The following is a 19,557-nucleotide window of genomic DNA, read 5'->3' as shown; positions in this document are numbered from 1 at the left end:
CATGTTAAAATTCGGCCACTTAATTTAAGTCAGATAGAAACACTAGGGTAGTAATAATGAATTTACATGAATATCAAGCGAAGCAATTGTTTGCCAGTTATGGTTTACCTACACCTAACGGTCATGTTGCTTATAATGTTGAAGATGCAATTCAAGCGGCCTCTCTCTTATCAACGCCAAAATGGGTAGCTAAAGCGCAAGTTCACGCGGGTGGTCGAGGTAAAGCTGGTGGCGTAAAGCTAGTAGCTACTAAAGATGAGTTAGCAGCTTATGTTAAATCATTATTGGGCAATCGCTTAGTAACCTACCAAACAGATGCAAAAGGTCAACCAATTAATGCGGTTTTAATTGAAGAAACATGCGATATAGACCGCGAATTGTATTTAAGCGCTGTAGTCGATAGAGCGAGCCAGCGGGTTGTTATTATGGCGTCTACTGAAGGCGGTGTTGAGATTGAAAAAGTAGCTCATGAAACACCTGAAAAGATTTTTAAGGTTATAGTTGATCCTTTAGTTGGTGTAATGCCTTATCAATGTCGTGACTTAGGGTTTAAGCTTGGTTTGGATAATGATCAAATTAAACAATTTACGCAGTTAATGATAGGCCTTGGCAAAATGTTTGTGGAATGTGACTTAAGTTTGTTAGAAATTAATCCACTTGTGGTCACTAAGACAGGTCAGCTTATTTGCTTAGATGGCAAGATAAATGTTGATAGTAATGCTTTATACAGACAGCCTAAATTAAAAAATATGCGTGATCCTTCGCAAGAGGATGAGCGTGAAAACAGGGCTACTGATTGGGAATTAAATTATATTCCTTTAGACGGGGAAATCGGTTGCATGGTAAATGGCGCAGGTCTTGCTATGGCTACTATGGATGTCATCAAGTTACATGGTGGTGAACCTGCAAACTTCTTAGATGTTGGTGGCGGTGCTACTAAAGAGCGTGTTACTGAAGCATTTAAAATTATTGTCTCTGATGAAAAAGTAAAAGGAATATTAGTCAACATTTTTGGTGGGATTGTCCGGTGTGATCTTATTGCTGAAGGTATACTTGCTGCGGTAAAAGAAGTCGATGTAAAAATTCCAGTGGTTGTGCGTTTAGAAGGTAATAATGCAGCACTTGGGGCTGATATCCTAAATAAAAGTGATTTAAACGTCATTGCTGCTAATAGTTTAACTGATGCAGCGAACAAAATAGTGGCAGCAGTTGCCAAGCAGTAACTAAACAAGTGTTCTAAAGGTTCAAACCTATTAAATAATTGAGGCAAGCAATGAGTGTTTTAGTAAATAAAGATACAAAAGTAATTTGTCAGGGCTTTACAGGTAAACAAGGGACATTTCATTCTGAACAAGCGATAGAATACGGTACCAAAATGGTAGGTGGGGTTACACCTGGTAAGGGCGGGCAACAGCACCTAGGTTTACCTGTGTTTAATACAGTGCGGGAAGCCGTTGAGGAAACTGGTGCAGATGCATCAGTTATTTATGTTCCAGCTGCGTTTTGTAAAGATTCAATCTTAGAAGCTGCAGATGCGGGTATAAAATTAATTGTTTGTATTACCGAAGGCGTGCCCGTATTAGATATGCTACAAGTTAAAGTTTATCTAGAAAATAATACGCATTCACGACTAATTGGGCCTAATTGTCCCGGAATTATTACACCTGGTGAATGTAAAATAGGTATTATGCCAGGCTCCATTCATTTGCCAGGTAAGGTCGGTATTGTTTCCCGTTCTGGAACGCTAACTTATGAAGCGGTAAAACAAACAACCGATAAAGGGTTTGGCCAGAGTACTTGTATTGGTATTGGTGGAGATCCTATTCCTGGTACAAGTTTTATCGATGCATTAGCTTTATTCGAAAAAGACCCACAAACCGAAGCGATTATTATGGTTGGTGAAATTGGCGGCTCTGCCGAGGAAGAAGCAGCAGAATTTATTAAATCACACGTCACTAAACCAGTCGTTTCCTATATTGCAGGCGTTACTGCACCTCCAGGTAAAAGAATGGGTCATGCGGGCGCAATTATTTCTGGTGGCAAGGGGACTGCGGCAGAGAAATTTGCAGCACTTGAAGCAGCTGGTGTTGTGACTGTAAGATCGCCTGCTGAGTTGGGTGATGCTATTGGTGAAGTAACTGGTTGGTAAGATTAATTTACTTTGTTCACTTGCAAGAAGGTTTTTACTTCAATTGTAAGTAAAATAGCCTGGCGAAATGCAGTGTGAAACCTGGGTGCAGGCCTTTAGGCCTGCACCCAGGCTACATTTACTCCAGGCAAATGCATGCATTAATTGTTGTGTTTTTAACCAAGGATTGACTATTTATGAAAAAACTAATTTTAGTTGCGGCATTACTAAGCGCAGCAAATAGCTTTGCTGATGAATTACATAATTTTGATGAAATCAAAGCGGCGGTAATTACTGGCAAGACTATACACATAGCTATCGACTTTTCAAAATGTTCAACGCCTAATAAAGATTTAACGCAATCAATGATTGTTGGTGTTTTTACCCCTAATGCCATAGCTGTAGTTGCTGATTACATGGCTACCTCATTAACCCATTTTACGTTAAATAACCCACAGGCCCCTGGTAAGCCTATTTATGAATTTGTAAGATATACAATCACTAATAAAAATTATGTTAATTTAACAACTCAAGCGTTAGATGCAGTTAACTACACGCCAGTAGCAGACAGTTTTTCATTTAATTGTGAAATAGAATCAGGCGCAAAGATTTACACTTCTTAACTTTAAAGTATTAATGCATCACTTATCCTTTACTTATAAGGGTAAGTGATGACATTTGTGCAGTAATTTACTTTTCTCAACTGTCCTTTTTTAGCGCTTTTTTTTGCATTAATTCGTCGAATAACTTCTTTTGTTCTTCCGACAACTCACTGCGGCGTAACTCCATCATCTCTGCAAGCGTGCCTTGTACACAATCTGCAGTTAATCTATCAATAATTAGAGTACCATTAAGGTGATCAATTTCATGCTGTAATACGCGCGCATAAAATCCCTCTTCAATTGTTTGATGCTGGGCACCTGATTCATCAAAATAAGTTAACTTAATTTGTTTATAACGTGGCACCTTTCCGGCTTTACTGCTAACTGAGTAGCAAGCTTCAAAGTCAGCTATTTTTTCATGCTCGTTTATAGGCTCATAGTGCGGATTAAAGAGGATATGTAGAGGGTAGGGTCTTACTTCCTTGCGTAGCAAGGCTGCATTCTCAGGAATATAAATAGCTATAATCCGTTTTGCCTGATTTACCTGGGGAGCGGCGAGTCCAACACCTTCAAGGGCAAGTAATCTTTCCTTCATTGCTTTAACTAGCTCTAAATCTTCTTGAGCTAGGGGAAATTGCACATCTTGAGCTTGGCTTGTTAGTATTTTTTTATTAGCTTCTTGCTCGACAGTAATGATGTTAAGTGGAAAAGCAAGTTGTGACATAGTAAATCCTAAAAGAATAGAGGCAATATAAACAAAAATCTTCATTATAAGACTAGTTAAAAAAATTCAAATTATAGCTTAATTTAAATAGCTTGCTACCCATTTTTTACAGCCAAGCAATTTTAGGGATGTAGGAATATCTAGACGGTAAGCGGTGCTGGAAGGCGCATATCATCAAGTTCAATATCTGTATCCGGCGCATCTAAATTAAGTCTAAATGGTAAATCGTAACGTGCTTCACGTGTTGGCTCAGTAAAAAAGCCATAGCGAGGCATGTGTTTAGGTTTAGCAGCGGTTGCATCTTTAACTTGCTCAAAACATTTTAAGGATGTTGGTTTATAAAGATGTAACGCTTTTAAAAGTGAAAGAATACAATTGATAAGCCAATTAAAACTTGGTTTATCGAATGTTCTATAGGTTACCATTGCAATGCCAAATGAAATATCATTATCTACATATTTTTGAACCTTTCTAAAGCGGTGTTCAACGCTATCATCGGGGCTATTTTTCTTGGTCAGATCGAGTAAAATATTAATTTGGGCTTGTTTATTAGTGATGGTCTTATTATCTTCAAATATTGAATAACCTCTTTTATAAGCCTCACTTGATTTCCTTAAATAAATTTGAAAGTCAGTAATAGCTGACAAAACGTAATCTAATCGAGCATACTTATCTAAATTATTTTTTTTGAATTGTTGCGCACGCTCAAGTAATTTTTCTTTAATTGCCAGTTTAATATCACTTTCATTATAAATTTTTTTGATGAGATCGGCTTGAAATTCTTTATCTAGTAAATATTTTTCTAAAGCATTATTGTATTCGCTATTTAAATTAATTAAATCAGTTTGCTGATTAATGATGGTTTGTACGCGTTTGTTAATTTCATTATGAATAAAGTCATCTTTGAGTTGCTCATTAATTTGTGTTTGTTCAACTTGTAAGGCTGTTATGTATTGTTGCTTTTTTTCAGCTGTTTCTTCAGTGACTTTATAAGTAGAATAAATGCCTTGATAGTAGCTACTAATAGTTTTTACTGCTGTAAATTGTTTAACTATCGTTTGCCAAAGATTGTTAGGATTAAGGTTAAGGATTTCTTCATCATTGAGTTCTTTGGGAAAATCATAAGCCAGTTGGTTTTTGTCAGATAACCTTGCAGTCATTGCGTGGTAGTGATCAATGATTTGCTGACGACCTAGATTAATATCGCTTAAATTGGTATTTAAAGAATTAGAAGTACTTATTACGTCAGCAGATAAATTAACTAGTTCAATGGAATCATCCTCAAGGGGGATAGACTTCCTATTTTCTTGGTCGGCTAAGGTATCATCTAAGGTAGCCACGCTGCTAGAGTTTTGGTAAGTATTATAGTCATTAAGTAACTTCATTAACTGCACAACATTTGTTATATCAATACAGTCATTTAGTTTGCTTAAAATAGCGGGCTTTGTTGCTAAAGCGCTATTATTCTGTTGCTCTTTAAGAAAAGGTTGCAGCTTCGCGCATGCTTGTAAGATATGATCTTTCGTGTAATCAATAACAAATGGGTAGGTAGGCGGTATAAATCCTGTCGTAAAGTTAATGTAGTGGTCTATGTGTGTATCTAATTCTTTTAGGGCTGTGCAGTTAGCCTGGAAATTATTATCGGTTAGCTTTTGGCGAGTAGTAACTGCTACTTTTTCGCAAGCTTCTTTACGTTTAATAAAGGGAGAAATATCGGTTATTAGTTCAAAATAATTATCGGAAGTAAAACCTAAAGGCTCTACAAGCCCTCTATAAAATTCATCTACTATTTCTTTCATAGGGCCTGATAATAGGCCAGCCTTTAAGCCTAATTGATCTTCCCACTTATCGGTTTCTATTAAAATATCAGTGAAAATAACGGTGTTTATTTCTCTGATATTATCTAAGACAGCATCGTGCGTAATGGTGGTAAATTCAGCTAAATTCTGCTTTAACTTTGTGAACAACTCATACATTGTCGGTGCTTCAAGTAAAAGTTTAAAGTGAGAATCAGACTTTGCAATAATGCGCTCAATTTTAATCGTAATGTCTTTAGTACGGGTTTGAATATGAGTTAACTCATATTCAGATAAGTCACGCTTTTCTGATAAAGCTTTAATATGGGCTGGTACTAACAAGAATGTTTGTAAAGCATACCAGATAGCGTTTTGCTTAACTTGCCCTGGGACTTGTGTAACTGATGTGGGATCAACACTATAGGCATCAGTTTGGGCGAGAAATACCTCTTGTATCTTACTGGCTTTTGCAATTAATTCTTGCGCAAGCAGCGCTAGATAAGGATTAGTATAAAGATCTCTAGCAGCCTTATCGATTTCATCAATATGACTATAAGCTCTAATCAAATGCATGACATAGATACTTTGCGAGCTCTTATTATTTAATGCCTCTAATTGCACACAAATCTGTTCGAGATGATATAGGCTGTTATAAATTTGTTTAATACTGAGTACTTGTTGACTCTGTGCTAATGCACCATTAGGTTCTTCTATTTCGGGAAAAGGTAGGCCAGATTTTGCTGCTTTCAGTCGCACTTGCAAGGGGTCAGAAAATAATCCAGTTAAATTAATAACTGCTTTTCTAAACTCAGAAACAGCTTTGGAGTAATGAGTATGCTTGATTAAGTGGTGCGCCCGATTACCATACGTATAATTAGGCTTTAATGCTGTTTGTTCAGTTTCCGTTTTAAATTTACTTTTCGCCAGTGTTTGGTAAATTTCAATTCTTTGTTCACAAAAAGTAAGGGCCTCATTCATTTTTTGATTAAACATATTATTGAGGCGATTAAAATGTTTTCTGGTAACACCAATCGTTGTTGATGGGTCATCAGGTAATTTATTTTTTAAATTAGAGCAAATGACGTCATCAAAATAACCTATATCAATAGCCTGGCTCGTTAAAAATACCCTTAAAAAATAGGGCTGAAATTCGGTATACCAACGTCTAAGTTCTTCTTTATTTTTCTTATCAACTAAGCGCTCACTACCAGTTAATGCGCTTAAGAATAAGGCAAATTTGTTTTTAGCGGTAATGATACTTGCATGTTGTTCTTGATAAAATTGTAATAAATTTATTGTTTGTTCAGTGGTCAGGCGGTCGGGGTTGGTAATGACAGTGCCGCTGCCTTTAGTAATAGTTGCTAAGGTAGCTTGTTTATCTGTGCTTAGCTTAAGAATTGCTGGTTCATTAAAGCTTAATATCTGCAATAAAGGAGGAAGTTTGCTAGTAGTATTTACTGCTTCTCCCGCAGCAACAATAGGAGAAGGGGCGCTAGCTTCAGCGTGTTCAGATGATTCTTGTGCTAGAGCGTCAATAGCCTCAGCTAAAATTGATTCTTGCTCTACAGGGAAAGCAACAGGCGGTACTTCTTTAACTTGATTATCTGTAAATTCAATAGGACATACTGTTAAATCAGCACGCTTGTAAATGCTTTCAATTAATCGCTGATTAGATTCTATGTGGAATTTATGTGTGGCTACATCACTTGCTAATGCACTAATTAAGGAAGGCTTTAAGGCAACTAACTTTTTAATATGATCAGTTGTATGGCCGCGCGCTTGAAAATAAATATTGCGTAATTGATCAAGATGGGTTCCAGCACTATTTTGTAGGCCGCGTAGAATTTCATTATGTAATTCTACGTCGATTTTTTCAAAGTAAGCATGAATATAAATATAATTTGCTGTTAGTTCTTTTTTAACTGAGTCAGGCAAATCGATAATGCGGTTAAAGCCACGCTGGCTTTCTAGAATTGTGAAAAATGAATTAAATGCATCTTGAATTTCCTGCGCTTTAAAGAGTTGTTTTTTTGCGGCATTAATTCTTTGCTGGGTTTCTTTAATACGTAACTGAATAAATTTAGGGTCTTCTATCGTTAATAATTCCTGGCCTTTTTTTGAAAAATCAACAGGCTTAGAGGCATATCTAATGATTTCTTGGTAAAGCGGCACAACAGCTTGCATTAGAGGATCTGACAAAGTACCCGGTGCTAATAATGCCTCATCTTCAACCTTATCGGTCAGGGCAAAGAGTTGAACAAGTAAGGTGTACTTTAATAAGCGTAATTTATCACGGATAGCATCTTGCGTGGTGTCACTCATGTGGCCCATTTGCTCTAGAGTCGACATAGCAAGCATCGTGACATGCTGAATAATATGAAGGTAATTAATCCCTTTAAATGTAAAAAGAAACGTATTGTCTTGGAGATTATTAATTGCCTGGAGTAGCTTAATGGCGTTCTCTTCTAGCTCATTAATTTTCGCTTTATCTAAAGTAGGCTCTAACTCTGTTAGTTCATTTGTATATTTATGAATATATTCAGTGAGTTGCTGAATGTATCTTGGCAGTATGGCGCTAAAATGAGCTAGAAAATTGTAATCAATATGCCCTGTATACGGCTGCATTTGATCGACCGCAATACCGGCTATATTACCTGCGGTATAGCTTATAGGATAAGACTGTACCATTTCTGCTAATTTTGTCGCTTTATCCTCATAAGTCGCTGCGTAATTTTGAACTTTAGCGAGTAATGTTAATATTAAGCCAATTTCTCGGGTAAATATTTGCTGAATATTTATATCAAGATGAGTTAAACGATAACTTGCCAGATAGCCCTCCCTGATAGTATGCAAGCAAAGAGTAATAATATCTTGTATGCGGTTTTTACCATCGCGTAAATTAACGGCTTCTAAATCCTGAAAAGCTAATTCTCCATGATGCAAGCCATTAATCGTTTCTTTAAGTTGAACAATTTGTTTTGGCTGAGATTCAAAATTAGTAAAGGGAAGTTCTTGATCGTCTTCCTTATACTGATGTCCTGAGTATTTGGTAATAAGAGATAACTGGGCAAGCGTTAGTGCATGATTAATTTTTTTATAAGTTTGTCCCTCATCTAGAGGCGTTATGGCAAAATTAGTTTTTAAAGCTAGGCACTCTTCCTCACTAATAGGAATTTCAGTAAGTGGTATTTGCAGTGCACGATTAAAATAATAAAGTTTATTATCTGGTGTTAAAATGTAAGCTTTCTTTGTATTCTCATCAAAATCAGTTGCTTTTGGTGTAGATGATGTGAAGAAAAGGCGACAGTTAGCGATATGCTCGTGCCCAGAGTGCTTACTAATGGTATCTAATTGTGCTTTGGTCAGGTAATTCGTAATTTTTTTACAAACTTGTCCCTCAATTAGCGGCGATACAGCAAGCTCTTTTATTAGTGCATCATAACTTTCTGCAGAGAGGTTAATCTGGGTGAAAGGTTCTGCAAGCGCTCTATTAAAATAATACAGCTTATTATCGGTAGTTAAGACGTAAGCTGCCTTAGTAGACGCATCAAAGTCAGGTATTTTAAGCACCGGTGACATTAAAAAAAATCGGCAACCGGCTATATCTTCAAAAAGTTTTTTTGCTTCGACGTCGAAATAGTCACTTTCAAGGAAACCTATCACTTTTTCTCGTATGTCACGAAGAAGAATAGAAAGCTGATGTTCTTTAAATGATTCAATTACCTGAAGATAATAAGTTAGCATTGGCAGGCCTAAATTCTAATTATTAAATGGCATAAGCTCTTAAAGTCTGTATCAATTACTTGTAATTTAAGTTGCACCCTATTCATTACTTAGAATATTCTTTGGGCATATCCTTCTTATATATCCTTTAGTTAATCAAATTGCGTTTGCTTCATCTAGCTCAGGTTGTCCTGTTTTAAAAAAGAGCAAATTGATAGTTGAAAGAGTGTAATCGATACGCTAGCTCGATACAAGTCATTTTTCCGCTGTAAAAAATTAAGTTTTATAAAAAAACGAGCTAGTAAGGTAATTTCATCATTTTTACATGACTTAAAGGTATGCTAAATAACTATAAATTTGCTTGTTCCACATTTAGCTTTCGCTTTATACTGAAAGCCTATTTTTTTACTTGTTCAAGACATGACTGATTGGCCGACAATAGCTGGTATTCGTAGAGAATATGGGAATTTAAATCTAGATGATAATTCCATAGAGCAAGACCCCTTTATATTATTTAAAAGTTGGTTTGAGGAAATACTTAAGGTAGAAAAAAGCGATCCTACTGCTATGGTTCTGTCTACAGTAGATACACAAGGGCACCCTGATTCAAGGGTAGTTTTGTTAAAAGGAATAGAAAATGGTGCGTTTATTTTCTTTACCAATTATGAAAGTAATAAAGCGCGGCAGCTAAAATACATGCCCTATGCCGCTCTTAATTTTTATTGGCCACAAATGGCTCGCCAAATTCGCATACGTGGTGCTGTAGAAAAGACAACAGCTACACAGTCAGATGCTTATTTTGTGACTAGGCCATTAGAAAGTCAGTTAAGTGCTATTGCTTCACCACAAAGCCGCCCTGTTCAAGACAGGCAGACCCTTGAGGCAAGTTTTAAGCGTATCGAATCTCTCTATCAGCAACAACAGCAAGTTACGCGGCCTGACTATTGGGGTGGCTATTGTTTAATTCCTAATGAAATAGAATTTTGGCAAGGACGTGATAAGAGGTTGCATGATCGACTACAATATTATAAAGATAGTAGTAATGAGTGGCTGCATCAACGTTTAGCCCCTTAAAGTCTTTAAGTTACCGCAATTGTGAAAAATTAGTAAAGTTATTATCTGTAGCTAATCTTGTAATAGAATAGGCGTAAAATAGAACTTAGAAGTAAGTAGTTAAACACTAAGTTCTAAATTTTACTTATAAATTAATTGCTTACAAAATTAAACGCTTAGAGGGTATTGACATGGAAACTATTAATTCTTTGTTGCCACACATAAAGCTGCGTTTTAATATTGATCATCCTGATTTAGAAGAATGCTATGCTTATGGCTATGAATGTGCTACTGCTGAAATTTCGGAAACAGAAAACCCGTATCCTCAGGGCACAGCTGCACATGAGCAATGGCAAGAAGGCTGGTGGGCTGGTTTTTACGGGGAAGAGCCGCTCTTTAGCTTAAGTATAGGTGAGGGTAACGCTCAAGAAGACGCTAAACCAGCGATTACAGGGTCAAAAGCAGCCAATGATCAAACTTATCATCCTTTATACAGCAGCTTTGTATCTACGCTACTTAAGATAACAGGTGCCTTAGCGGCAACGGCTGTAGTTGGCTATCAGGTATTAGATCTAGTTGCCTGACATCCCACTTATTTTTAAATCCCGTATAAACTAATACGTTTTATACGGGAAATAGAGAATAGCTCAGCCTCTAAAAGAGGCTGTACTTATTTAATCTTTCTATAGCGTTTACGCTAACTATTTAAATAGCTTTAAAATTATACTGCGCATTCTTGCAAGCTCAGCAGGATTAAATTCTTTATAAATGGAGCTGCCAATATTAAGACAAACGGTTGTTTGCTCTCCCACTCCCTTTAATAAATCAACGCCAGATAGCTTAAGAATACTAATCGCATCACTTATATCTTTTGCCCAGACATCTAAATACTGCATATCAGTAAATACCGGCAAAAAATAATGATTGTCTTCTTGAAGATAAAGAACTTCTGGATTATCAGGCGTGGAGTGCTTATCAATTGGAATAATAAAATTAGCTTTTATAAATTCTAAATAGGCTTTATTTGCTTCTTGCGGGCTTCCAGATAAATCTAGTGCTCTTTTAATTGCTTCTTCTAAACTATTCATGTGGTACGGCTCATTAAATTATAAATCACACTTTATTTTAACGACTAAAGTACATAATTAAAAATAAATAACTTTATAAAAAATAGCAGGTTTGCTATAAAAAATGCCAAATCTTTGGCTATTTAATATCATTTAAAAAGTAGAAAGCCCGCTAAACGAGGGCTTTCTAGGTTCATTTACTAATTAATTGTGACCATTGCCGTAGCGCCGCCTACTATGACAGCTGTAATCCTTACATTATTAGCCTCATCGACGAATGTCTGGCCCGCATTTAAGGTCTTGACGAAATAAGTATGCGTATCACCAGCACGAGTCCAATGTATACTAATTCTATCTAAATAAGAAGGCGCCCCCGGACCAAAAAGTCCTCGGTTTCTACGATAGGAAACATAATAGGTATCTGTCGCATTTTTCTTTACTTTTATTGCCACTAATCCTGGCGTACTCAATCCTACTTCAAGCGGGTTGAGAACATAACTGCCTGTGGTAGCGGTAGTAATGCGGTCAGGTAATGCGTCAAACCAATGCATTTGATCTCGATGTGGTGCATTAACTTCTTTATAGTATTGAAAATCACCTACACCCATAGTACAAGCTGCATCACCATACTCTGAATCATTTACGCCATCATTATTAATGTCTGTGGCTGCATGATGCATGCCTAGATTATGGCCAAGCTCATGCGTATAAATAAGCTGTGAGTAAACTTGAGTTGGATTATAGGCTCTTACCCAGGTACTGCAAGTAGCACCACAACCTAAATCACCTAGTCCTCCCCAGCCACAATTAACATCTTGCGGGACAACGAACATATGATGTCGGTACAAAGATAAATTTATTCCAGCTTGCGCTGCTGCATTCCTAGCATCAGTTGCCCATTTATTATAATTACAGTCATTAGCAGCATAGTTTAAATTAACTACATAAATATCTTGCCTGCCATCACCATTAGTGTCTGGTACAAAATTGACTTGATTAAAAGAGCTTCGGAGAAAATTTCGTTGTGTAGATTGCAGACTTGTATATAACATAGAGGTAACATCATTTGTAGATACAGTGGAGGTAGACTGCAAATTAGTAAAATTCACTAATAATGTTAATAACTTTCTTCTATCAGAAACAAAGTTTTTAGGTGAGTTTATGAGACTTATTTTCTTCTGTATTGTTACTGCGTCAACTTTAAGTGTTTTTTCTTTTAATCCTGCAATTTCCTGACCTTCTATAATAACTTGCTCGCCGGATAAAAGCTTATTTTTATCAACGGAATTAGGTAGATTTAAAATATAGATATCTCCAGCTTCATGAAGTTGATAGATAGTTTTTGACTTATTATTGTTAAAATCATCAACAATAAGTACTTCTAGTTCACCTTGATAAGTTTGGGCAAATGCAAATGAAGCGCAGCTGAGAAGAAAGGCAATAACAATGTATTTTAATTGATGCACAGTAACCTCCTTATTTTAATAAAATAAATAACTAAAACGCTATAAAAGCGTTTTAATTGAATTTAGTTAAATGGTTTATTGTCCAAAACTACGATTTACCGGCCTGTAAATAATTGCAATATTTATACCAGTATTGGCTTGAGACAGCCTTTTAGCATCAGGAGAAGTTTTTTTAGCAAAAATTATCATCAATATATGAATTATTTTTCGAGCTTTATGTCATTACCTAAAGATAGGTTTATACAGCAGTATTGAAATGGCAGTTCCACTTGAAATTAAATGGTGCTTAGTGTTTAAAGGATTGAACTTGCTAGTTCATGAGCTACTTAATTTGCAATTGCCTAGGAATTAGTGTACATCGCTAGTTGAATAGTTGAAATATAGCCTACGAGCAGTATAATGTAGTTCAAACCTTGTTGTTTTTTTGAGCAGTATGCTGTTTTAAGAATATTTTTAAATTTGCAACAGGCATATTTGTGTTAAGAAGATAAAAATTTTATGCTAGGTAAAAATCATTTTATAACTAATTAAATACATCTATAAATTTAGGGTATTGGATCTTTTCTAATATTATGGCTTTATAATTATTAATATACAGTGAACTTATGAATAGGATAGCAGTGTCTGAAGTTACAAAAACAAAGCGCGCAGGTCAGCTAGGATTTGCATGGATTGTTTGGGGTTTGGCAGCCGCCTTTTATTTTTCTGATTATCTGGCGCGGGTGGCTCCGGGAGTAATGCACCGCAGCTTACAAATTGATTTTGGTATTAATGAGGTTGGCTTTGGTATTTTGACCGCATCCTTTTATGTACCCTACATTATTATGCAAATACCTGTGGGTTTAACAGTAGATAGGTTGAGTATTCGCGGAATCTTAACTGTCATGTCATTGATTACTGCGTTAGGCTGTGGCGTATTTGGCTTAGCTGATGGTCTATTAATGGCTTCTGTAGGTAGAATGTTAATTGGCTTTAGCGCCGCTTTTGCCTTTATCAGTGCTTTGCGCTTAGCAACATCGTGGTTTCCCCCTGCTATGCTTGGCTTATTAGCTGGCTTAACGCAAGCGCTAGGTATGCTTGGTGCTGCTGCCGGAGAAGCGCCAGTTTCTTTTCTAGTTGCCAATGTAGGTTGGCGACATAGCATGTTGATTATAGCCTTTCTATTTATCGCTTTAGCTGGTTTATTGTATCAATTTGTACAAGATAAACCTGGAACAAAAAGAAGAGAAATTAGGCAAGAGAAAAGTCTAAGTATTCTAGAAAGCTTACGTATTATCCTAACTCATCGTCAAACTTGGTTAAATGCTTTGTATGCTGGCTTTCTTTTTGGCCCTACCGCTGTAATAGGTGAGGCAATAGGACCTGCTTATTTGCAATTTGGACGTGGTTTAGCTGCACATTCTGCTGCATTTGCAACGGGCTTAATTTTTATAGGTTGGGGAATTAGCGGCCCAATTTCCGGCTGGCTATCAGATAGAATGGGACGACGCAAACCATTAATGATTATTTCATCCGTATGCGGTGTTATTTTAACAACCATTTTTGTGTTTTATCCTCATATTAATACACCCATCGCTTATATTTTATTTTTTGCTTTTGGGTTAACTAACACTGGTGTTGCAATTGCTTATGCTGTTTCTACTGAATTGCATGATCGAACGGTAGTAGGAACTTCAATTGCTTTTACTAATATGATTTCTATTTTTGTTGGGGCGTTAATGCAACCTTTAGTAGGTTGGTTAGTAGACTTAGTGTCTGGTGCTAGAGCTTATAACGTAGAAAAATTGCTTCTTTCTGATTTTCAAGCAGGATTACAGATTTTACCTTTATGCTCTCTTGTCGCTTTAATCCTAGCTTTTACAGTTAAAGAGACTTACTGCAAGCCTACATATAAGTTTAAGGCTTAGCCCATACTAAATTGAAGCTGCTCTTTATAATTTCTACTTAAATTACAAGGCAGCTCAAATTAGTTTATTTAAGAAGATCAATACAGCTTTTTCTTAACTAGGACAGGACGTTTAATGCGTTTTTCTATTAAAAAAGTATCTGCCACAGAGGATTTCCAAAAATGTTTAGCAATTCGCAAGAAGGTCTTTGTTGAGGGTCAACAAGTGCCTCTAGCAGAAGAGCTAGATGGCAAAGATGATGCAAGTGATCATTATCTTTTAATAGTAAATGACGACATTGCAGTAGGTGTTGCGCGAGTTCGTTATTTAGACCGTATAGCAAAAGTTGAGCGCGTTGCTATCTTAGATGAATATCAAGGGCAGGGCTTAGGTAAGCAGCTTATGGAAGCAATATTAATTGAGCTTAAGCAAAATAAAAAAATTAACGCTATTAAATTAAGTTCGCAATGCTATGCAATTCCATTCTATGAAAAATTAGGATTTAGTACCTGCAGTGAAGCCTATCTAGATGCCGGTATATTACATAAAGATATGGTTCTGAAACTTAATTAAACTAAGTTCGATCTAAAAAGATAATAGTGTTCATGCGACTAAAATGCACATTAACCAATTAAAATTCTTTAGCGCTTAGGTATTTTGCGAATTGGTGTTTTATATTGCAAGTATAAAAGAATAAATCCAAGAAGAGGAATAAAAATATCTGTCCAAAAGATTACTCCTGCATTTCCTGGGGCAAAATTATGAGTGGCTACCATATTATAAATATGTACCCCTGCGGCGCCCCATAAAAAAATTGCTGGTGCTATAATTGTAGCAGCTCGAAATCCTGAGCTAGCCCAGAAACTTAAAATTCCTAAAATAGCAAATCCTAAGCTTGCAAATCCTAATTCAATCTGAAAGGGGCTATCTGCCCAGCCAATAAATTTTGCGGTAATATCGCCAAAAAAAACATGCATCACAAAATTATATAAAAGGCTAAAGCCAATATTAAAAAGTAAGAAGTGAGAAAAAATAACTTCAATCGTTAGGGCCTTATTAAGGTGCTTTCTTTTTATAAATAATGAAATTGCCGCAGAAATTATGCTCAATATAAAAAAGGTTAAAGTAAAATTACTTAATACAAAGACAATGAAATTTTGCATAAATTTCTCGGCAGGCTTTTAATTGAATATAGCTTAATTTTTAAATACATGTCATATTTGAGTTATCTCATCTTTTCTCTACTAATACCTTGAGCTCTAAAAACGGTAGGATTTTTTGCTATTGCTTAACGTTTTAAAAGCTTGTTTAAAACTTATGATGAGATTTTGCTATAACTCAGATTTAACGATTAATAAAACTTAAAGTAAAGTTATTACATTTAACTTGCTTAAACCACAACAAACTTGGTAATTTAAATAATTAGTCATAGACTAATTTAACTAAGCTAAAGATAAGATTGTAAAATTTTGCTAGTACCAAGTACTCGTACTTTAACTAGCATAATATTTCTTGTTAAACTCATCTTGCCAATGTTACAGAGTAAAGAATTTAACCCGGAGATAATAATGAGAAAATTAGTGGTACTAGTGGTCGTGCTAGTCATATTAGTCCTTGGAGGCTATTATGCGATGGGCGCTGTCACTGAAAGAACTATAAAGCATAACATTGCAACCATTAATAGAACTAATGGTGTTAATGCGCAAGTAGTAAAATATGATCGGGGGTGGTTTAAGTCTAACGCACTACTGCATTGGTTAATTCAAATACCAGAGCGTCAAGTTAAAGATGCAAATGGTCAAGTCCAGACAGTCCCTGCCCAAAATATTACGCTCAATATGCCTTTAAAAATCTATCATGGGCCTATTATTTTTGCTAACAACACTGTTAGATTTGGTATGGGTTATGGCAGTACTGACATTTTACTACCTGATCAATACCAGCAGCAATTTAATGACTATTTTACTAATGGCTCTACTCAGCCTAAATTAAATTTAAGCATGTTTGTCACTTATTTAAATAGTAGCCAAATCGAAGTAGCTGTGCCTAATTTTAAATTAATTACTCGGCAGGATCAAAGTGAATTTGATTGGATGGGATTGAAGGGGCGAGTAAATGTTACTTCAAGAGCAGATAAAATAAATGGTGATTTCAACCTTAATGGCATGCAATTTAAAAAAGGTAATAATACTGCTGTATTAAGTGAAGTGACTAGTGAATATAATTTACATAACACTGAATTGGGATTATATCTAGGTAATGCTAGTGTAACTCTGCCATCGTTTATTATAAATAGCCAAGGGCAACGTGTATTTGAATTAGATAATTTTAATATGCAAACCAGTAGTGATATTGAAAATGGCTTATTTAATTCACACTTAAAATCTTCCCTAGATAAAGTTATTACCAACGGTAAAACGTTTGGCCCAGGCAATATAGAAATGGCTATACGTAACCTTGATGCAAATGCACTAGGACGTATTAATCAACAGGCTAATCATATACAACAAAGCACTACTGATTTAGAAAAACAACAAGCTTTATTTGCGATATTGCCTGAAATACCAAAATTATTTAGCCGAGGAGCTGAGCTTGAAGTATCAGAGTTAAGTTTCGTAATGCCTGAAGGGAAAATCGAAGGCAATTTACAAATTTCCTTACCGCAAGGCGAAAATAATAATCCTTTAGCGCTTATGCAAAATGTACAAGGTAAAGGTAATTTAAGGGTTCCGATAGAAATAGTTAAGCGGGTCCTAAATGAAGCAAATCGGCAGAAACTAGTAGCTCAGCAAACAGCTGCAGCACAGCAAAATGCTAATACAACATCTACAGCAGCAGGCCAAGCTGGTGATGCTAACAATCAAACAGCACAGCCAACTACTGGAGCTCAGGCTACCCAGCCAAATGATGCAACAACCCAAACTGCAGCTGCGCCTACCGGTGATACAGTGCAACAAGCAACCGCCCTCACTAATACACAATTAGATTCATTAGTGCAGTCAGGGATGCTGAATATAGATGGGAATTATTATGTTATAGAAGTAGCTTTACAGCAGGGACAGCTACAGGTAAATGGCAAGCCATTTAATCCTGCAATGCTTAAATTTTAAATTATTAACACCAGCGTTATTGAAATTGGGCAGAGCCTGTCTAAGTGGCATTAATTGATTTAAACAATTAGCGGCCTTTTACTTGTCAGAGATTGCCCAATTCGATAAGATGCTGTATTTTAAGGAGGAGTTAAGAAGAATGACAACAATCAGTAATGAAGTCGGAGATAATACTGCATCATCGTTAGCAGCTAGTGTAACCCAATCTGTGCAGAAATATTTCGCCGAGCTGAAGGGAACTGATCCTGTCGATCTTTATCAGTTTGTCTTAGAAGAGATTGAAACCCCCTTATTTCGTGCTGTTATGGAGCATTGTAAGTATAATCAATCTCGGGCTGCTGTTATGCTTGGTATAAGCCGAGGTACTTTAAGGACGAAACTACGACGGTACTTTGATGATAAATATGTCGGTACTCGTGACTAATCTTTCTTTAAGTCTACATTGCAGGGGTGTGGTTAAATTTCAACTTCGCTCCTCAGCTCATCTTGCTTGTACAAATCTGAGTTAACTAGTTTTCAATTTTCAGCTTAAGTCGATAAAGATCAGCTTATCAGTTAATTAATTTAATTAGCTGGTAAGCAAAACTAGATAGCGCCACCCACTAAGCTTTATACTTCGTTGCAAGCTCATTCGGCTTAGTCATGTACCTTTATGTACACTCCTTCGCCTCACTTCACTTGCGCCTCGTCTAAAGCCTAGTGGATGACGCTATATGTCTCACTAAGCTTTATACTTCGTTGCAAGCTCATTCGGCTTAGTCATGTACCTTTATGTACACTCCTTCGCCTCACTTCACTTGCGCCTCGTCTAAAACTTAGTGGGTAACGCTATATAAGTATTATTGCAAATTATTCAGCAAACATTGAACTGACAGATTCTTCAACATTAACCCGCTTAATTGCTTGAGCAAGCATTTCGGCAAGGCTAACAACTCTAATTTTACGACATTGTTTTGCTTCACTGGAAAGTGGAATTGTATCGGTAATAACAACCTCATCCAAATCAGAATGAATAATATTGTTTAACGCAGGACCGGAAAGCACAGGATGGGTAATGTAAGCACGTACGCTCATTGCACCATTGCGTTTGAGTTGATGCGCTGCAGAGCATAATGTTCCAGCTGTATCAACGATATCATCGATAATAATACAATTTCTGCCCGCTGGTTCACCGATAATATGCATCACTTCAGATTTATTTGGACCTGTTCGCCGTTTATCGATAATAGAAAGTTCTGCATCATTTAGGCGTTTAGCCATTGCACGCGCTCGTACCACGCCACCAACATCTGGCGACACGACCATCAATTGGGATAAATTTTGTTGCTTGATATCTTCAAGTAGAATAGGAGTAGAGTATACATTATCAACAGGCATATAAAAAAAGCCTTGAATTTGATCGGCGTGTAAATCTACCGTTAATACTCGACAAATACCTACAGAAGCCATCATATCCGCAACTACTTTAGCAGTAATTGGGACACGTGCTGAGCGAACACGCCTATCTTGTCTAGCATAACCAAAATAAGGAACGACGGCTGTAATCCGACCAGCAGAAGAACGCCGTAAAGCGTCTGACATCGTTAATAATTCCATTAAATTATCATTCGCTGGCGCACAAGTTGATTGCACTATAAAAACGTCTTTGCCCCGAACATTTTCCAATATTTCAACCATGGTTTCACCATCGCTGAATTTTCCAACTAACGCTTGGCCCATAGGTATTTCCAAGTGAGTTGCGATTTTAAACGCAAGCTCTGAGTTAGCATTACCAGTAAAGATCATCATTGTGGACATGTGTGAAGCCTTCGATTCAGTTAATCAGTCACTTAAACACATAGCAGAAGACAGCTAAAAAGATATAATTATTATTTGAGCGATTGAGCAACGCATCCTTTCCAGATATCTTCTGCTGTCTGTTTACTTGAACCGACATGTTGCGCCTTCAATTATGTTTTTTTGCTGAAGGTAATTGAAGCTATTAAAATTACGCCTCAATGTA

At 36.5% G+C, this 19,557-nt stretch carries 15 protein-coding genes; 9 read left to right on the top strand and 6 right to left on the bottom strand.

Translation table 11 applies throughout. The features are described from left to right. Positions 1-56: 56 nt before the first annotated feature. The 3 genes from sucC to DYE47_RS12970 all read left to right on the top strand — a co-directional run bounded on the left by sucC (position 57) and on the right by DYE47_RS12970 (position 2,751). A complete protein-coding gene (gene sucC / locus DYE47_RS12980; RefSeq protein ID WP_115303765.1) occupies positions 57-1,223 on the top strand; it encodes an ADP-forming succinate--CoA ligase subunit beta in 1,167 nt (388 codons plus the stop codon). A gap of 50 nt (positions 1,224-1,273) precedes the next feature. Next, positions 1,274-2,149 carry a succinate--CoA ligase subunit alpha gene (gene sucD, locus DYE47_RS12975; protein WP_115303764.1) on the top strand — a complete coding sequence of 292 codons (876 nt, stop codon included), beginning with the start codon at positions 1,274-1,276 and terminating at the stop codon, positions 2,147-2,149. A 176-nt stretch (positions 2,150-2,325) separates the two neighbouring features. Then, positions 2,326-2,751, top strand: a complete 426-nt coding sequence (locus DYE47_RS12970) for a VirK family protein (protein ID WP_115303763.1) — start codon at positions 2,326-2,328, stop codon at positions 2,749-2,751. Between the two features lie 76 nt (positions 2,752-2,827). On the opposite strand, the gene DYE47_RS12965 is transcribed toward DYE47_RS12970, so the two are convergent. Both DYE47_RS12965 and DYE47_RS12960 read right to left on the bottom strand, forming a co-directional pair. Beyond that, positions 2,828-3,454, bottom strand: coding sequence for a peptide deformylase (locus tag DYE47_RS12965; RefSeq protein ID WP_242604233.1), 627 nt, complete (start codon positions 3,452-3,454; stop codon positions 2,828-2,830). A 140-nt stretch (positions 3,455-3,594) separates the two neighbouring features. Beyond that, positions 3,595-8,994, bottom strand: a complete 5,400-nt coding sequence (locus tag DYE47_RS12960) for a hypothetical protein (RefSeq protein WP_115303761.1) — start codon at positions 8,992-8,994, stop codon at positions 3,595-3,597. A gap of 399 nt (positions 8,995-9,393) precedes the next feature. On the opposite strand from DYE47_RS12960, the gene pdxH reads away from it, so the two are divergent. Both pdxH and DYE47_RS12950 read left to right on the top strand, forming a co-directional pair. Further along, a complete protein-coding gene (pdxH, locus tag DYE47_RS12955) occupies positions 9,394-10,047 on the top strand; it encodes a pyridoxamine 5'-phosphate oxidase (RefSeq protein WP_115303760.1) in 654 nt (217 codons plus the stop codon). 170 nt (positions 10,048-10,217) lie between these two features. Next, positions 10,218-10,610 carry a transmission trait enhancer LetE gene (locus tag DYE47_RS12950; protein ID WP_115303759.1) on the top strand — a complete coding sequence of 131 codons (393 nt, stop codon included), beginning with the start codon at positions 10,218-10,220 and terminating at the stop codon, positions 10,608-10,610. A 117-nt stretch (positions 10,611-10,727) separates the two neighbouring features. On the opposite strand, the gene DYE47_RS12945 is transcribed toward DYE47_RS12950, so the two are convergent. Together DYE47_RS12945 and DYE47_RS12940 are read right to left on the bottom strand one after the other, a co-directional pair. Beyond that, on the bottom strand, positions 10,728-11,114 hold the full coding sequence (locus DYE47_RS12945) for an SseB family protein (RefSeq protein ID WP_115303758.1): 387 nt from the start codon (positions 11,112-11,114) through the stop codon (positions 10,728-10,730). Positions 11,115-11,293: 179 nt separating this feature from the next. After that, a complete protein-coding gene (locus tag DYE47_RS12940; RefSeq protein ID WP_115303757.1) occupies positions 11,294-12,559 on the bottom strand; it encodes a metallopeptidase domain-containing protein in 1,266 nt (421 codons plus the stop codon). 605 nt (positions 12,560-13,164) lie between these two features. Between DYE47_RS12940 and DYE47_RS12935 the strand changes: the two genes are divergently transcribed. Further along, positions 13,165-14,466 carry an MFS transporter gene (locus tag DYE47_RS12935; protein WP_115303756.1) on the top strand — a complete coding sequence of 434 codons (1,302 nt, stop codon included), beginning with the start codon at positions 13,165-13,167 and terminating at the stop codon, positions 14,464-14,466. A gap of 114 nt (positions 14,467-14,580) precedes the next feature. Then, positions 14,581-15,018 (top strand): GNAT family N-acetyltransferase, encoded by a 438-nt coding sequence (locus tag DYE47_RS12930; protein WP_115303755.1) that lies wholly within the window; start codon positions 14,581-14,583, stop codon positions 15,016-15,018. A gap of 68 nt (positions 15,019-15,086) precedes the next feature. Here the strand turns inward: DYE47_RS12930 and DYE47_RS12925 are convergent, their stop codons facing one another. Next, the gene (locus tag DYE47_RS12925; RefSeq protein ID WP_115303754.1) at positions 15,087-15,608 is read right to left on the bottom strand and encodes a DUF6790 family protein; all 522 of its coding nucleotides are present in this window, start codon (positions 15,606-15,608) and stop codon (positions 15,087-15,089) included. Positions 15,609-16,013: 405 nt separating this feature from the next. Between DYE47_RS12925 and DYE47_RS12920 the strand changes: the two genes are divergently transcribed. Continuing rightward, on the top strand, positions 16,014-17,555 hold the full coding sequence (locus DYE47_RS12920) for a YdgA family protein (protein WP_160149904.1): 1,542 nt from the start codon (positions 16,014-16,016) through the stop codon (positions 17,553-17,555). Positions 17,556-17,694: 139 nt separating this feature from the next. Next, positions 17,695-17,979, top strand: a complete 285-nt coding sequence (locus tag DYE47_RS12915; RefSeq protein WP_115303752.1) for a helix-turn-helix domain-containing protein — start codon at positions 17,695-17,697, stop codon at positions 17,977-17,979. Positions 17,980-18,404: 425 nt separating this feature from the next. Here DYE47_RS12915 and DYE47_RS12910 read toward each other — a convergent pair whose 3' ends face one another. After that, positions 18,405-19,352 carry a ribose-phosphate pyrophosphokinase gene (locus DYE47_RS12910; RefSeq protein WP_115303751.1) on the bottom strand — a complete coding sequence of 316 codons (948 nt, stop codon included), beginning with the start codon at positions 19,350-19,352 and terminating at the stop codon, positions 18,405-18,407. Positions 19,353-19,557 lie beyond the last annotated feature (205 nt).

The organism is Legionella beliardensis, assembly GCF_900452395.1.
Classification (GTDB): Bacteria; Pseudomonadota; Gammaproteobacteria; order Legionellales; family Legionellaceae; genus Legionella_C; species Legionella_C beliardensis.
The sequence above is the reverse complement of the archived record's forward strand: the minus strand, read 5'-3'. Positions and strand labels throughout refer to the sequence as shown.

What these genes read in the sequence shown, in the direction of transcription:
- sucC (WP_115303765.1), top strand. Translation starts at nt 57, where the DNA reads ATGAATTTACATGAATATCAAGCGAAGCAATTGTTTGCCAGTTATGGT.
- sucD (WP_115303764.1), top strand. Translation starts at nt 1,274, where the DNA reads ATGAGTGTTTTAGTAAATAAAGATACAAAAGTAATTTGTCAGGGCTTT.
- DYE47_RS12970 (WP_115303763.1), top strand. Translation starts at nt 2,326, where the DNA reads ATGAAAAAACTAATTTTAGTTGCGGCATTACTAAGCGCAGCAAATAGC.
- DYE47_RS12965 (WP_242604233.1), bottom strand. Translation starts at nt 3,454, where the DNA reads ATGTCACAACTTGCTTTTCCACTTAACATCATTACTGTCGAGCAAGAA.
- DYE47_RS12960 (WP_115303761.1), bottom strand. Translation starts at nt 8,994, where the DNA reads ATGCTAACTTATTATCTTCAGGTAATTGAATCATTTAAAGAACATCAG.
- pdxH (WP_115303760.1), top strand. Translation starts at nt 9,394, where the DNA reads ATGACTGATTGGCCGACAATAGCTGGTATTCGTAGAGAATATGGGAAT.
- DYE47_RS12950 (WP_115303759.1), top strand. Translation starts at nt 10,218, where the DNA reads ATGGAAACTATTAATTCTTTGTTGCCACACATAAAGCTGCGTTTTAAT.
- DYE47_RS12945 (WP_115303758.1), bottom strand. Translation starts at nt 11,114, where the DNA reads ATGAATAGTTTAGAAGAAGCAATTAAAAGAGCACTAGATTTATCTGGA.
- DYE47_RS12935 (WP_115303756.1), top strand. Translation starts at nt 13,165, where the DNA reads ATGAATAGGATAGCAGTGTCTGAAGTTACAAAAACAAAGCGCGCAGGT.
- DYE47_RS12930 (WP_115303755.1), top strand. Translation starts at nt 14,581, where the DNA reads ATGCGTTTTTCTATTAAAAAAGTATCTGCCACAGAGGATTTCCAAAAA.
- DYE47_RS12925 (WP_115303754.1), bottom strand. Translation starts at nt 15,608, where the DNA reads ATGCAAAATTTCATTGTCTTTGTATTAAGTAATTTTACTTTAACCTTT.
- DYE47_RS12920 (WP_160149904.1), top strand. Translation starts at nt 16,014, where the DNA reads ATGAGAAAATTAGTGGTACTAGTGGTCGTGCTAGTCATATTAGTCCTT.
- DYE47_RS12915 (WP_115303752.1), top strand. Translation starts at nt 17,695, where the DNA reads ATGACAACAATCAGTAATGAAGTCGGAGATAATACTGCATCATCGTTA.
- DYE47_RS12910 (WP_115303751.1), bottom strand. Translation starts at nt 19,352, where the DNA reads ATGTCCACAATGATGATCTTTACTGGTAATGCTAACTCAGAGCTTGCG.